At 44.3% G+C, this 15,663-nt stretch carries 10 protein-coding genes and 1 pseudogene; all 11 read left to right on the top strand.

Annotation, left to right across the window (positions count from 1 at the left end; all coding sequences use genetic code 11):
• The first annotated feature begins 1 nt into the window (after window position 1).
• Window positions 2-1,480: a type VI secretion system-associated FHA domain protein TagH gene (tagH, locus tag EYW48_RS03825; RefSeq protein WP_261917049.1), complete on the top strand. Its 1,479-nt coding sequence runs from the start codon at window positions 2-4 to the stop codon at window positions 1,478-1,480.
• Between the two features lie 2 nt (window positions 1,481-1,482).
• Window positions 1,483-1,962, top strand: a complete 480-nt coding sequence (gene tssJ, locus EYW48_RS03820; RefSeq protein WP_171981254.1) for a type VI secretion system lipoprotein TssJ — start codon at window positions 1,483-1,485, stop codon at window positions 1,960-1,962.
• Between the two features lie 4 nt (window positions 1,963-1,966).
• On the top strand, window positions 1,967-3,301 hold the full coding sequence (gene tssK, locus EYW48_RS03815) for a type VI secretion system baseplate subunit TssK (RefSeq protein ID WP_277431878.1): 1,335 nt from the start codon (window positions 1,967-1,969) through the stop codon (window positions 3,299-3,301).
• A 2-nt stretch (window positions 3,302-3,303) separates the two neighbouring features.
• The gene (gene icmH, locus EYW48_RS03810) at window positions 3,304-4,077 is read left to right on the top strand and encodes a type IVB secretion system protein IcmH/DotU (RefSeq protein ID WP_171981260.1); all 774 of its coding nucleotides are present in this window, start codon (window positions 3,304-3,306) and stop codon (window positions 4,075-4,077) included.
• A gap of 23 nt (window positions 4,078-4,100) precedes the next feature.
• Window positions 4,101-6,719: a type VI secretion system ATPase TssH gene (tssH, locus tag EYW48_RS03805; RefSeq protein ID WP_277431877.1), complete on the top strand. Its 2,619-nt coding sequence runs from the start codon at window positions 4,101-4,103 to the stop codon at window positions 6,717-6,719.
• A 2-nt stretch (window positions 6,720-6,721) separates the two neighbouring features.
• On the top strand, window positions 6,722-8,302 hold the full coding sequence (locus tag EYW48_RS03800; protein WP_277431876.1) for a sigma 54-interacting transcriptional regulator: 1,581 nt from the start codon (window positions 6,722-6,724) through the stop codon (window positions 8,300-8,302).
• Window positions 8,299-8,955 carry a type VI secretion system-associated protein VasI gene (vasI, locus tag EYW48_RS03795; RefSeq protein WP_277431875.1) on the top strand — a complete coding sequence of 219 codons (657 nt, stop codon included), beginning with the start codon at window positions 8,299-8,301 and terminating at the stop codon, window positions 8,953-8,955. The genes EYW48_RS03800 and vasI overlap by 4 nt, the downstream gene beginning before the upstream one ends.
• Window positions 8,956-8,964: 9 nt before the next feature.
• The gene (tssA, locus tag EYW48_RS03790; RefSeq protein ID WP_274676040.1) at window positions 8,965-10,368 is read left to right on the top strand and encodes a type VI secretion system protein TssA; all 1,404 of its coding nucleotides are present in this window, start codon (window positions 8,965-8,967) and stop codon (window positions 10,366-10,368) included.
• A 62-nt stretch (window positions 10,369-10,430) separates the two neighbouring features.
• Window positions 10,431-13,931: a type VI secretion system membrane subunit TssM gene (gene tssM, locus EYW48_RS03785; protein WP_277431926.1), complete on the top strand. Its 3,501-nt coding sequence runs from the start codon at window positions 10,431-10,433 to the stop codon at window positions 13,929-13,931.
• Window positions 13,932-13,986: 55 nt separating this feature from the next.
• Entirely contained in the window at window positions 13,987-15,273 is a 1,287-nt protein-coding gene (locus EYW48_RS03780) for a type VI secretion system ImpA family N-terminal domain-containing protein (protein ID WP_261928036.1), read from the top strand.
• 178 nt (window positions 15,274-15,451) lie between these two features.
• A pseudogene (locus EYW48_RS03775) lies at window positions 15,452-15,663 on the top strand (type VI secretion system tip protein VgrG); the annotation flags it as partial.

Genomic DNA, 15,663 nt, shown 5'->3' with positions numbered 1-15,663 from the left:
TATGCAGCAAAAACGCACTCTTTCACTGATCGTAACTAACGTTCAACACCTTGAATCGGGTTTAGCGGCGCAGTGTATTTTTAACCAACAAGGTGGCGTAATCGGTACTGCTAATGATGCCCATTGGCGCCTCCGAGATTCAGCCGGACATATCCATAACCGTCATTGTGAAATTCGTATTGTTGATGGTGCATTCTGCATCCAAGACTTGTGTGGTCACACGTATGTCAACGGTTCGCATATGCCTTTAGGTCAAGGTGAATTAGCCAAACTTAGCCATAAAGATGAAGTGACGTTGGGTCCCTACCAAATTCGAGTGGTGGTTGGCAATGTAGGAGAAGATGACCTTTTGGCTCATGGCTCACTCGATCAACTTTTTGAGCAACAGAGCATCGATTTGCTCAAAGACGCATCATCGGATGAATTGGACACTGAAGAGAGTAATCCTGAGCAAAACTCAGCAGACCCGATCACGGCTTTGGACGAGTTGTTCAACGACATAAAACAAGAAGAGTCGTTGCTAGAAGAAGCCGAGAAAATTGAACCTCAGCATGGTTCATCGTTATTAACGGAAAATGATAGCGGACCAACGCCGTTGCAATTCACACCGCAAGCAGACAGTGAGTATGAAATGACGTCATCGATTCGTTTAAAGAAAATTCTAGGGCTCGGTAAACGTCCAACCCAACCTGAATTAACGGCGGGGGTTGATCGTACGTCAACGATTCAGGCCGTTCACACAAAACAACACGACTTTAATGATAGCAATAACAACGTACCAGAGGGCTTAGCGATGGACGATAAGGTATTAGATCTTTTAGAAGAAGAAGTAGCGAAAAGCTACCAACCACATACTGACGTACAGCGCAGTACTTCAGAGAATGCTTCACACCTGCTTACTGGCCCAATGCTCAATGGGCTCGGGGTTGAGGTTGGCGATAACCATGACATGGCAAAAATGCATATGCTGTCTGAAGAACTAGGCCAGTCGTTGCAAGCGTGTGTGCAGGGGCTATTAGAGCTGCATCAGCAAGTTCGTGAAGGACGTTTTGGAATGATGAATCGTAACTTACAACCGATAGAAGATAACCCATTAAGGCTCGGGCTGTCGTACGAAGAAACCATCCGAACCTTATATGACGCCGATAAAAGCTTAGTGCATTTGTCGGCTCCGGCTGCCATTTCTGAAAGCCTTAAAAATGTTCGCGACCATAATGAGGCCATGCAGCATGCTACCACGGAAGCACTGAATCAGATATTAAACGCTTTTTCTCCACAGGTATTGTTGCGCCGTTTCCACCATTATAAACGCAACAGCGATCAGCAAAATCAGTCATCTGAGTCATGGGCGTGGCAGATGTATTGCAATTACTATCAAGAGCTAACTTCTAATCGCCAGAAAGGTTTCGAGAAGTTGTTTTGGGAAATTTTCGAGCAGTCATACGACAAGAAAATTCGTGAAAAACAACTGGAGCTATAACGGTGAACAAGCGTTCTTTTGTCTTGGTGACGTTGCTTACGCTTTTAACCGCGTGCAGCTCATCAGAAAAGTATGAGCCAGCTAAAGCGCCGACCAAAGTGACCTTCAGTCTTGTCAGTGACGAAGGCACTAACCCCAATATTTGGGGTGAGGCGTCGCCAATAGAAGTTCAGGTGTTTGAACTTGAAGATGATTCGATGTTTATGTCGGCGGATTACGATCAAGTAAAAGCTGACTACAAAAAAGCGTTACGAAGTAATTTTATCGCCAATTATGACTATGTCTTAACACCGGGTCAGTTCAAATTCGTTAACGCATTTGAGGTTAAAGAAGGCACAAACTACATAGGTGTTATGGCGCATTTTGCTGAACCTGAGCTGAGTGAATGGAAAAAAGCGGTGAAGGTGATTAATACTGGTCGGGAATATCACCTTTTGATGTATTTCAAAGACTACAACGTAAAATTGGAAAGGGTGGAATAACAAGATGTTTGCACGTAACCGTGTCATTTGGAATGAAGGTCTATTCATTAAACCCCAGCATTTCCAGCAACAACAACGCTATTTTGAATATCATATCGATGAGCGAGTATCGTCAGTCAGCCGTTATTTATATGGTGTATCGGAACTGTCATTAAACCCTGAATATTTGGCTTTTGGTCGCATTGCTATCGAAAGAGCGGTGGGCATCATGCCAGATGGCACCGTTTTTCGTATTCCTCAAGAAGATGTGTTACCCGATGCACTAGAGATTGAAGATGCCTCACTTGCTAATCAGTTAATTTATTTAGCGATCCCGCTACGTAGTGAATCTCTGATGGAGATCAACTGGCCAGAAGAAAGAGGAACTGGGCGATATAAAAGTAATCGTTTAGAAGTGCGTGATGTCCATACCGTGCGTGGTGATACCACCACACTGGATGTATCACCGGTACGCATGCAGTTAATGTTAGAAAGGGAAGACCGTAGTTCTTACGCTTCAATCGCGATCGCGCGTATTTTAGAAAAGCGTCCAGATGGCGGCGTGGTACTTGACCCGGACTTTATCCCTTGCCATTTGAATGTCGCCAGTAATGCAGCGCTGCATCGATTTATTAATGAAATTTCTGGGTTAATGCGTGAGCGAGCAAAAAATATTGCGCAGCGTATCAGCTCTCCTTCACAAGGTGGTGTTGCTGATGTTTCGGACTTTATGCTGTTGCAAGCGCTCAATCGTCTACAGCCACAAATGCAACACTTGGCTGAACTTCGTAGCCTGCACCCAGAGCGATTATTTGAATGCTTGTCGTGTGTCTGTGGAGAGTTAGCAACGTTCACCGATGAAAGTCGTTTGCCACCGACCATTCCAAGTTACAACCATGAAATGCCAAGCAACTCTTTTTGGCCGTTAATTCGCAACTTAAGACAAAGTCTCAGCATTGTACTAGAACCGAGAGCGGTCTCTATCCAGTTAGACAAGCGTAAGTACGGCCTGATGGTTGCGCCTATTCATGATCCTCAATTAGTAGAGAGTGCAGAATTCATTATTGCTGTCAAAGCTCGCATGCCATTGGATGAACTGCGTCGTTTATTCACTCAGCAAACGAAAGTGTCGTCAGTTGAGAAAATTCGTGAATTAATTTCCCTGCAATTGCCAGGTATTCCAATTACACCATTACCAGTAGCACCGAGACAACTGCCATATCACGCGGGTTACACCTATTACCAATTAGATAAAACTAGCGCAGCTTGGTCAATGCTTGGTCACTCAAGCGGTTTTGCTTTCCATGTGGCTGGTGCATTTGAAGATCTTGACCTGCAATTCTGGGCGATTAGGAGCTGATGATGGATAACGACAAGAAAAATACGCAGTACAGCAACTTGCTTTTTGACAGCGTTGAACAAATGAACCACGACCAAGATTATTGGTTTCAACTACGTGGTGATAACCCCAATACCTTGATTGATGCGGCAACACCATTGTTTGGTTTGTCTTTACGTGTCAGAAGCTTATCTGAGTGCGACAACATTGAACAAATTTACAAACAGACCGTGGAAGAGATCAAAGCGATTGAAATAGAGCTCACTGAGCAAGGTTTTGAACATGCGATTTTAATGGCCTACCGCTACATTTTGTGCGCGTTTTTGGACGAAGCGGTGATGGGAACTGACTGGGGCTCTTCTAGTGTTTGGGCTGAACACTCAATGTTGTCGCGCTTCCATAATGAAACCTGGGGCGGCGAGAAAGTCTTCACTATTTTAAGCCGACTAGAAGGTGAACCTAAACGTTATCGTTCGTTATTGGAGTTTATCTATCAGTGTTTGGTACTCGGTTTTGAAGGCAAATATCGAGTGATGGAAAACGGCCACCACGAGCGTGAAAAGGTGATCGCTCGTTTGCATGACGCACTGAGCGCGTTAGATGAAAGTGAACCCCAAGAGCTGACTTGTGCTACTGAGCATGTCGTGAAATCAAAATATAAATTAAGCCGACAGTTGCCTGTTTGGTCTGTCTTACTCGGCTTTGTCGCCATATGGGTCAGTGTATTTTTAGGGTATTCCTATTTATTACACAGCCAATCGAGCGACGTATTAAACCAGTTAAACCAAATACTCTAATTATAAAAGGCTAGGTGATTGTAGTGATCCGTATTGAATTACCCACATTAATTTCAAAACTCAATGAGCAGAGTAAGCTAGCCCTAGAGCAAGCCGCATCATTATGTATTGAACGTCAACACCCTGAAGTAACTTACGAACACTTCTTAGATGTATTACTTGAAAACCCACTTTCTGATGTTCGCATTATTGCCAAGCAAGCCAGCGTAGAAGTCGATGCAATTAAACAGGCGATCAGTGCAAGCTACGCCCGCGAGCAAGTGTTGGATACTTATCCTGCATTTTCGCCTTTATTAGTCGAGTTGCTGCAAGAAGCATGGTTACTTTCCACCACGGAATTGAATCAGCCCCATTTGCGCTCTGGTGCCGTATTGCTAGCGGCGCTGACCCGTGCTGACCGCTATCTGCCATTAAACTTGATCCGCCTATTTGAGCACATCAATAAAGAGAGCCTCAAAAAAGGTTTTGATTCTTTATTACAAGACTCTTCTGAGACGGTGGTTGAAAAACAGAAAACCAGCAGTGCACAACCGACTGCGGCATTAGATGCAGTCTCCTCTCCACTGCATAAATATTGTACTAATGTGACAGCTCAAGCCCGTAATGGTGAGCTTGATCCGGTATTGTGTCGTGAAAACGAGCTGAATTTGATGATTGACATCTTATGTCGTCGTCGTAAAAACAACCCGATCGTCGTCGGCGATGCTGGTGTCGGTAAAAGTGCGATGATTGAAGGGCTTGCCTTACGAGTCGTTGCTGGCAATGTGCCTACTCAGCTAGAAAATGTTGAGTTGCACTCGCTTGATCTAGGCTTACTACAAGCGGGTGCTTCGGTGAAAGGTGAATTTGAAAAACGCCTTAAAGGCGTTATTGACGCCATCAAAACTTCACCGAAACCGATCATCTTATTCATAGATGAAGCGCATACCCTGATTGGCTCTGGTAACCAAGAAGGTGGAAGTGATGCGGCAAACCTACTCAAACCTGCTTTAGCCCGTGGTGAGTTAAGTACCGTCGCGGCGACCACATGGAAAGAATACAAAAAATATTTTGAGAAAGACCCCGCGTTAACTCGTCGTTTCCAACTGGTTAAGTTGGAAGAGCCAAGCATTGAGCAAGCCGTGGATATTCTACGTGGTTTGAATCGTGTCTATGAAAAAGCGCATAACGTACTCATTACTGACGATGCATTAAAAGCCGCCGCAGAGCTTTCAGCGCGTTATATATCTGGTCGTCAACTGCCAGATAAAGCGATTGATGTCCTTGATACCGCCTGTGCACGTATCGCGATTAATATCACCACACCACCTAAACGTTTAGCACAGTTAGAGACAGCCTGTCATCAACGCCAGCTTGAAATCGACATGTTGCAGCGCGCACGTTATTTAGGTCAAGTGGTTGATACTCAGCGCTTAGATGAATTATGCAGCCAAGAAATCGCTGACGAAGCGGAAAAAGAAGCATTGACTCAAAGTTGGCAAGCACAAAAAACCATCATTGAAACGATCATTAATCTGCGCGATCAGCTATTAGATGAAGTGCATGCTGACGAAGAGGATAAGCAACAAAACCGCGACAAACTGTTTGCTCAGCTTCAAGAGCAATACCAAACACTAGAGAATATACCACATGCTGAACGTTTAATGCACCCACAGGTTGACTCGCAACAAATCGCTGAAGTGATTGCTGATTGGACGGGTGTTCCTGTTGATCAAATGAACAGTGATGAACTGCATAAAATTACCCACTTAACCTCTATTTTAGGCGAAGCCATCAAAGGTCAAGATACAGCGATAGAGCGTGTACACCGTCATTTATTGACCGCGAGAGCTGATTTACGTCGTCCAGGGCGTCCGAAAGGTGCATTTTTGCTTGTAGGACCAAGTGGTGTAGGTAAGACCGAAACCGTTGTACAACTGGCGCAACAACTCTATGGCGGTAAACAGTTCCTAACCACCATCAACATGTCCGAGTATCAAGAAAAGCACACAGTTTCTCGTTTAATTGGCTCACCTCCGGGCTATGTGGGTTACGGTGAAGGCGGAATTTTAACTGAAGCCATTCGCAAAATGCCTTACTCAGTGGTTCTGCTTGATGAAGTAGAAAAAGCGCACCCAGAAGTATTGAATATTTTCTATCAGGCGTTTGATAAAGGTGAGCTTGCTGATGGCGAAGGCCGTGTGATCGATTGTCAAAATATCGTTTTTTTCCTGACTTCTAACCTAGGCTATCAGACGATTGTTGACTACGCACAACAACCACAATTGTTAGATGAGCAGCTTTACCCTGAACTGGCGGCCTTCTTCAAACCGGCCTTATTAGCTCGTATGGAGATCATTCCATATCTACCACTGAATAAAGAAGTGTTAGAGCAGATTGTACGTGGAAAACTCACTCGTCTCGAACAACTATTCAAGCAGCGCTACTGCGCTGAAGTGGTGATAGAAGACAGCCTAATCGAAGAGATTTTAAACCGTGCCACGCGCTCTGAAAATGGAGCTCGCATGCTAGAAGCTATCATTGAAGGTCAACTGTTGCCGCCAATTTCTCTCGCGTTATTAAACAAACTTGCAGAAAAGCAGCCTGTAAATCGTATTCATCTAGCGGCTGAAAATAGTGAGTTTATTGGAGAGGTTGAGTGATCATGGGCCACTGGTTAGCTTATGCGACCGAGCTTGTGGTCGCCAGAAAACCTAGTCAATTAGCGGCTATGTTTGTGGAGACGATGTGCCGAGAGCTCAAGTTAGATACCTGTCTATTATTAGTGCCAAGCTCGGATGGACGTTCATTAGTCACACACACTCAAGAACCGCAAACCGATCAGCAGAATTTGCAGTGGTCTGTGACGGATTTTGACTGTCCGCTTGCTCATGTTTTGCAATCGGCCAAACCGATGCAATTGACCTCAGATGAGTTGGTTTTTTGGCAATCGAATCGTGCTTTTAGCCAGTTGACCAATCAGGTTGGTATGTTCGATAGCGTGTTGATACACCCCCTGCCGATTGGTGACAAACAAGTACAATCTATACTGTTATTGATTGGTGAAAGTTGCAGTTTAGAAATGGTGTTTAAACAACCTGAATTCACTAAATATGTGAATGTGTTTACACATCAATGGTCACTGCTTAATGACATGATCCGTGAAGAGCAGAGTCGCCAAGATTTGTCTCAATCGTTGGTTGATGCGCAGCGCGATAGTGCTCGTCGTGCATTAATGGCTAATTTGTCCAATCAATTGATTGGCAACAGCTTAGAAATGCAAAAGTTGCGTGAGCAAATAGTCAGCGCCGCCTCTTCGCATCTGTCCGTTATGGTTCAAGGCGAAACGGGCACGGGCAAAGAACTTGCAGCGCAAGCGGTTCATCAACTTTCATCCAGAAAACAAGCACCTTTTGTCGCGATTAACTGTGCGGCCATTCCAGAGAGTTTGTTGGAAAGTGAGCTGTTTGGTTATAACAAAGGTGCGTTTTCTGGTGCTGATACTGACAAGCAAGGGCTAATCGCACAAGCTGATGGTGGCACGTTGTTTCTCGATGAAATTGGTGATATGCCACTGAGTTTACAAGCCAAATTATTGCGTGTTCTTGAATCTCGAACCTTTCGACCAATCGGTGGTAAGAAAGAGCTATCGTCAGATTTTCGCTTGGTTTCGGCAACACACGTCAACTTGTTCGAACAGGTTCGCACCAAAGCATTTCGTCAGGATCTCTATTACCGATTATTCCAGTATCCGATAACGTTGCCGCGCTTAGCCTCGCGATTGGAAGATATTGAGCAATTGAGTCAGCACTTTGTACACTGTTTTAATCAGCAACATGCAACAAACATTCGTGGTTTGCATTATAAAGCGATCGATTGTCTGAAACGTTATGATTTTCCTGGCAATGTGCGCGAACTTAAACACCTCATAGAATTTGGTTGTGCTCAAACACAAGACGGAACTCAAGTAGAAGAACACTGTTTTGTGCATCGTTTAGTAAGTATGCAAATGCAGTCAGCCTCAGCAGTTGAACAGTACATTCAAGCGGAAGTCACGCCGCAAGAAACGACCAATTTCGCAGTAATTGATGACTTAAAACAAGCCATCAGTGAATTTGAGTCACGGATTATTCGTGAACGCTTGCAACACTTTTCTGGTGACCGAGCAAAAGCGGCCGAAAGTTTAGGCATTCCCAAGCGGACATTAGCTTACAAATGCCAGAAACTGGAGATAAAAACACCATGAAAACAATGATGTTGACCTTATCTACCATCGCTTTAGGTTTATGCTCTTCAATGGTTAACGCTTCGACAGAAGTATTAGATCAAGCTCAGCAATGTACAACCATCACCTCTCGTTTAGATAGGTTAAGCTGCTTTGACCACGTTTTTAAAACCCCATCTAGCATGTTGGTTTCCAGTGCCCCCGAGCACTCTGCCCCACTGTCTTGGCATCGTGCTTTTGATAGCCTCAGTCAGTATCAAGAAGGGGCAAATAGCCACTTAACTATTGAAGGCGATGAAACGAATGGGAATGCTTGGATAACCTTAGCTGCACTAAACGGCAATACGGGTTTTACGGAAAATGCGAAACCCATACTGATGATGAGTTGTATTGATAATTTGAGCCGAGTGGAACTTGCGTTTCCTGATGCTGTGGTTGATCCACGCATTAAAGTGGCGGTGGCTCACACACCTGCTCAATCGTGGCGTAGTGATGATTTGGGCTTGTTGTTTTCATCGGGGCGGGGCATGCCTGCTATTGACATGATGAAAGCCATGGCGCGCGAAAATCGTTTGGTGTTGCGTTCCAATTCAGCATTGGTGGACGGGTTGCAATTTGATACCAGCCAACTTTCTCAATCATTGACAGCGCTAAAACAGCGCTGTGGCTGGTAAGGAGTCAATATGGAATTGATCGATTATCGACGCTGTATTACTCAGCCAATAGAGCGCGGCAACCCCGTTGGCGAGCGATTAATTGACGACCCGCTTTTTGATTTTGTTGAAGACCAAATGATGAAGGTGGGCTCGCTGGCTCATAGCAGTGTGCAATGGGATGAAGTCGAGCACAGCACGCTTAAGCTACTCAGTGAGAAAAGTAAGGATTTAAAACTCTTAATCTATCTCTTGCAGTGTTTGCATAACCAAGTCACGCCACAACGTTTTACCACTTCGTTATTGGTACTCGGTGACTTCATGTCTCTGTACTGGGAGGACTGTTTTCCAGCCCCGGGGAAAAGAGGCGGTTTACCGCGTCGTAAATTCTTCAGCCAAATTGTGCAACGATTGGCTCTGGTTATCGACAAAATAGACTTTGCCCAGTTCGACTTGCAAGACCGTGATGACCTTAATTCAGCTATTGATGCTTGGCAAAAATCAGTCACTAGCGTTGGCTTAATGTCTGATAGCGTCGAAACGTTAGTCACTAAGATCAATAGTGAACTTAGACGCGCCTCAGAGCGTGAACAAGTCAACAAAAGCGCCGAACAAACACCGCTCGTTGAGCGTAAGACGAGCCCGGCAAGTTCAAGCTCAATTTCGGTGGATAGTTCAAGTGATAAGGCCGCTAAGCAGACGTTGCTTAAGGTCTCGGAGTTTCTCTCAGAGCAAGAGTTTGGCTTAACCCTTGCGATTCGAGTTAGACGTTATGCAGTTTGGTCGAGTATTACTTCTCCTCCTGAACATGATGCAAGTGGTGAAACACTGCTGCGGGCCATGTCACAGGAAAGAGTGAAAGAGTATCAAGACCAAATGCGTAGCCCTGATTTAGCGTTATGGCGCAAGGTTGAGCAAAGCTTAACCATGGCACCTTATTGGTTTGAAGGTCAGATGATGAGCTACCACATCGCGCAAAGCTTAGGAAAAACGCTGTGGTGTGAAGCGATTCTTAGTGAAAGTCAGCAATTTCTTGAGCGTTTGCCTTCATTAATTGATCTCAAATTTAAAGGTGGAGAGCCGTTTATCAGTAATGCGGTGAAAGAGTGGCTGGTGAGTAGCCACAATAGCTCTTCACAAGGTCAAGTAACAGGTGATTGGCAAGAAAAGCGCAAAGAAGCGTTCACCTTGGCAAAAGAAGGGGGCATTGCGGTCGCCCTTTCGATGTTAAACGATGGTTTGGTTGGTGCCAGTGAACCGCGAGACAAGTTTTATTGGCGGTTACTGTCAGCCGATTTATTGAATGCCAATAATTTAGATGCGATGGCGAAAGAACAGTACCAAACATTGCATGCTCAAGCGACGACCATGAGCGTGACTGATTGGGAACCCTCATTAGTTGATCAATTAGAACAATACACAACGTCAGAGTAAACGAAGGACACGAACCCATGTGGAAATTTATTGTTGGGATAGCGAAAAAATTAAAGCCTGGCATGGCGGCAGCGATGCCTATTTTGCTATTTAGCACATTTATTTTATTGAATGTAGCTATCTGGTGGGCTGGCCCTTGGTTAGAGATAGCAAATAACAAACCATTAGATTCAATTACTGAGCGCGCGGTTGCGAGCAGTTTGTTTACATTGGGTAGTTTGGCAGTTTGGGGTATTTGGCAGTGGCGTAAGCTACAAGGTTTTAAAGCGGAGCAAAAACGAGAAGAACAGTTACGCCAAGACCCGATACAAGCTTATGAAGAGCGTCAAGAGGTTGAGCTGAACCAAGTGATGGTCAGCATGAAAGAGAACCTCAACAAGCGCGACTACCTGTATGCACTGCCATGGTACTTGGTGCTTGGTTTAGAAAACGCCGGTAAAACCAGTTTGATCAACCGCTCGGGACAAAACTTTGTCTTTTCTTCAGTCATGCGAGCTTCAGGACAAAAAAGTGAAAACCCTTATTCGTTTGATTGGTGGATCGGTGATGAATCGGTATTGATTGACCCGGATGGGGAACTACTCACCCAGGGTAACCGCAGCAGCGATAATGATGGCGCGATGGAGCGTCGTTTGTGGTTGCATTTTATTAACTGGTTAGAAAGAACGCGCAGCCGTCGACCACTAAACGGTATTGTATTGGCACTGGATGTGTCTCACTTAGCCACCGCAACAGCAACTGAACGCAAAGCTTACGCTAACTTGCTGCGAGCTCGCTTGCGCGAATTGATGGAAACACTGTCTACTCGTCTGCCTGTCTATATTGCGCTGACCAAACTTGATTTGCTCAATGGCTTTGAACCATTTTTCAAACACTACACGCGCAGTCAGCGTGAAGAAGTGCTTGGCTTTACCTTCTCTCTTGATTCAATTGATGATTTAGACAATTGGCTGAATGAATTTTCGGTAGATTATAGCCAATTTGTGGAGCGCATTAACGCCGTGTTACCTCACGCTGTTTCGGTACCTATGGATCTGGAAGAGCGTAATGCAATCTATAGCTTTACTCGTCAAATTTCGGGTTTGAAAGAGATTTTGCTGCAATTTTTTAATGACGCATTGGCAAGTGATCAATTTTCTACATCAGCTTTAGTGCGTGGAGCTTACTTTACCTCGGTTTATCAGCAAGGTGTTCCAACTAACGCTTTTGATGATGCAGCTTCGCGCCGCTATGGCCTAGACCATGCAATTAACAAAGCGCAGCAAGCCAAAAATTCAACCGTTTATTTCACGCAGAAGTTATTCAATAACGTCATTTACCCAGAAGCCGGTTTGGCATCTGATAATTTCCGTGTAGCAAAACAAAAGCGACGATTAATCGGGCTGTCTGTTGTGGCCGGCTCTATTGCCACCGTTTTGTTGGTGGGGACTTGGCACCGTTACTACTTAGCCAACGTAAAGCATTCAGACGCGGTGTTAACTAAGGTCAATGAGTACAAACATGAGTTTCCATCCAATATCTATCTTGCTTCTCAACAAGATGTATTAGAACCACTAAATAAGATACGTGAAGCGACACTTGAATTTGGCTTCTTCCGTGAAAAACCACAATACATTTCTGACTTTGGGTTGTATCAAGGGCACACGATTGGTCCTATGGTGGAAGCCACATATCTGAACTTATTGGAAAGTCGCTTCTTACCTCTGTTGATGGCGGATGTGGTGGTACAGCTTAACCAAGCGAAAACGGATGAGGAAAAACTGGCTGTATTGCGTGTTTATCGAATGATGGTTGACAAAAGTGGACGTTATAAAGATTACGTTCTCGATTATTTTTCCAAGTACTGGCAGCGTGAGTTCGCCGGTCAGCGTTTGATTCAAGAAGAGTTACTCGGCCACTTAGATTACGCCATGCTGCATACCGACTTAGCCAGTGAGCGAGCAAATGGTGATCTCAATGCTGAGCAAGTGATGAAACCCTATGATCAAGTGGTGGCCAACGTTCAAATGCAATTAGGCTCGATGCCCAATGATCAACGTGTATACCGTAACTTAAAGTTGAATGCGCAAACGGTGCTTGGTCCCTCCATCAATTTACGTAACCTTGTCGGCCCGGTATTTGATGTGGTGTTTGAGGAAAGGGTTGTCAACAGTAGTGCATTGTATGTTCCACAGATGCTGACGCATAAAGGCTTTGAAGACTACTTCATGCCACAGTCGGAGTCAGTATCAGAACTTGCGCTTATCGATAGTTGGGTATTAGGTCAGTCGAAGTCTGCACAATTTAGTGAAGCAGATAAGCAGTCTTTGCGTGACAAAATTCGCAATTTGTACGTAGCGGATTACACCAATACTTGGCGTGCTGCATTAAATGAAATTAACGTAAAGTATTTCAGTGATATTAATGATGCGGTGTCGGTATTAGAAAACTTCACCGGTAATATTGAGCCAATGCAGCGCCTATTACGCACACTTGAAAGTAATACTCAAATGTATGCGGGTGTGCCAAAAGACGAAGCGGCGCAAAAAGAGTTGCTAAAGAACCCAAAATATAAAGTGGCTTCTTTGATTGATGCTCCTTTTGCTGAGCTTAACGCGATGCTAACGCCAGTGGGTGACAAGCCTGCTTACATCAATGAGGTTTTACTTGCAGTGGAGGATTTGCAAAACTACCTCAAGTCTATTCAAGACGCTCCTGATGTTGGTATGGCGGCTCTTGATGCAACAAAAGCACGCGTGAAGTTAGTCAATGCCGACCCAATTTATACACTAAAGCGTATTGCCTCAGGGCTGCCTAAACCGCTAGATACCATGGTTGCTAAATTGGCCGATGAAAGTTGGTATGTCGTCAAACAAGAGGCGATTAAACACCTCGAAGTGCGTTGGCATGATGACGTTTATAAGACATTCAAAGAGAAGCTAGCTGGCCGTTATCCGTTCAATGCTTCATCAAATAAAGACAGTTCATTGTCGGATTTTGAAGCCTTCTTTGCTCCGAATGGTACGTTGGATAACTTTTATAACAACCAACTAAAAATGTTTGTGGAAGAGAATATTACGGTGAACGACGACGATAAAGCGCAGTCGATTATTCGTAAAGATGTACTTGATCAGCTCAAACAAGCGAAAAAAATCCAGCAAGCATTCTTTAACCGCAAAGGTATTTTGGATGTAAGTTTCTCTGTTGAGCCATTACGCCTAAGTGGGAACAAGCGTCGCAGTGTTTTGAATGTAGATGGTCAATACCTTGCCTATAGCCATGGACCTCGAGATAGCGTTGAACTTATTTGGCCAAATACGTTGCGTGATTCCGCGATATCTAAAGTGACGCTGGTACCCACCAAAAATAACATGTCGCCGCGAAGCATTAATATTCAAGGACCATGGGCATTTTTCCGCTTACTGGAACAAGGTGATGTTGTGGGCGCAAGTGAGACATCGGTGGACTTTAAATTTGCAGTTGATGGTGGTGAGATGATCTACCGACTCAACTCAGAAGCAGATGTTAACCCCTTTACTGAACGGTTATTTAAGTCTTTCAAACTATCTAAAACCCTTTACTAACAATAATGAGGGGCGATTGGTCATCGCTCCTCACATAATTTAGGACGCAGTAGCTATGTCCAATACGATATTTATCGACCACGCTCGTTTTCACCTAATAGAAGATTCAGCTGCGATTCGTAACCTTGATACCTATCAAAGGGTCAAAGATGAGATCAATCGTCGTCATAATCCGTTATCGGGTGGTTCTGATTGGGCTGTGGTTAAAGAGGCTTGTGAAACATTGGCAAAAGGTCCAGGTATTGACCTTTTGTTATGTGGTTACTACACCGTTGCTTGTTTAAAAATGCAGGGGTTAGTTGGTTATGCCAATGGGTTAGAGCTGTTATGCGCTTGTTTAAGTAATTTGCATCAACCTGATGTGAAAGCAGCCAAAATGCGTAAAGAGGTTTTAGATTGGGTTAACGCTCGAGTTGTGAGGGAGTTGAAAGATCTTCGCCCTAACTATGAATCGTTAAGAGATCTTTATCGTTGTGAGCGGTTTTGCGAACGATTGAATACCATTTTGGAGTCTCAGCAACCGGATTGTTTAGTTGACTTTGAAGGGGTAGGTTTTGCGATTTTTGAGCATATCGATCGCTTAGAAACTCAGTATCACTCATTACTCAAACGCCATAACCAAGTCGATAAAGCGCAAGCGAAACGTAACCAAAAGCGTGCTCGTATTACGCATGTGATGACTTTTGTTGCCGGCATCTTGGTTGTGGCGGTCGTCTATGTTTCAGTTATGTATTTACCGTTTTTCCATTCGATGCCTTATGCGACATCACAAGCGCGCCCTGCACTGGGTAGCACAGATCAGGTGAGGGCTTTTCAACAGCAGCATTCTGCTGAAAAAATCAGTAAGTTATCGAAAGATATTGTCCCGCTGTATCGAAGTGCGATCGAGCAGAATATGGCGATCTCTTTTGAATCCGCGCGAGTTGAAGCTCAGCAAGTACTGAATGCTTTGCTACTACTGTACCCACAATCTACCGCGGTGCTAGAGGTTGAGCAAACCCTATTAAGTTCGAAACAACAGGCTATACAGCAGACAGAGAGCATTATTGAACGCTTCAGTGAAACTCGAACAAAAATGGCTAACATTGCACTGCTTGCGCAAAAAGGAAGGTTGTCTGAATTGCAACGGCAAACTAAATCACTAGAGGATTTTGCGATAAGTTTGTCGCCGATTTACGGTCGTGCTGCTTACGTTGAAGAGTTAGTGGAAAAAGGTGATATCACTCAAGCGAATCAGGAATTCACTATTTTGAAAGAGAGACTCAATAACTTGAGTTGGAAAATAGCCGAGTTGGATCTGCAATTTGAACGTTTGGCAAGTGAGAGTGAAGTGGCTCAATAGCGTGTGGGGTTAAGCAAAAAATGGTGAGTTTGAAGCAGTTTTTTGCTTAACGTAGGCAGTATGTTGCTTTAAAAACTCACCAAAAATATAACCACATGAATAATAAGATAAAATAGATGGCACTGCATTTGCTATAGACATTCTATTTGTAATAAAAATGAGTGGAAAGGAAAACAGAATGGCGACGTTAAGTTTTAGGCTCAAAGTGGATGGGTTGGCAGACGACACCTTAATGGTGCGTGAATATCAAGGGGTCGAATCGTTGTCGGATAAGCCCTTAGATAACGGTCAAACCTGTTACGGTTTTCGCTACGAGATAAAACTGGCGAGTCGTCAATCAACCCTCAAAGCTGTGCAGCTGGTGGATAAACCGGCGCAGTTAGAGATGCT

Origin of the sequence: Vibrio sp. 1180_3 (genome assembly GCF_029478545.1) — a bacterium.
Classification (GTDB): domain Bacteria; phylum Pseudomonadota; class Gammaproteobacteria; order Enterobacterales; family Vibrionaceae; genus Vibrio; species Vibrio aestuarianus.
Note: the sequence above shows the minus strand (reverse complement) of the source record. Positions and strands in the feature narration are given on the sequence as shown.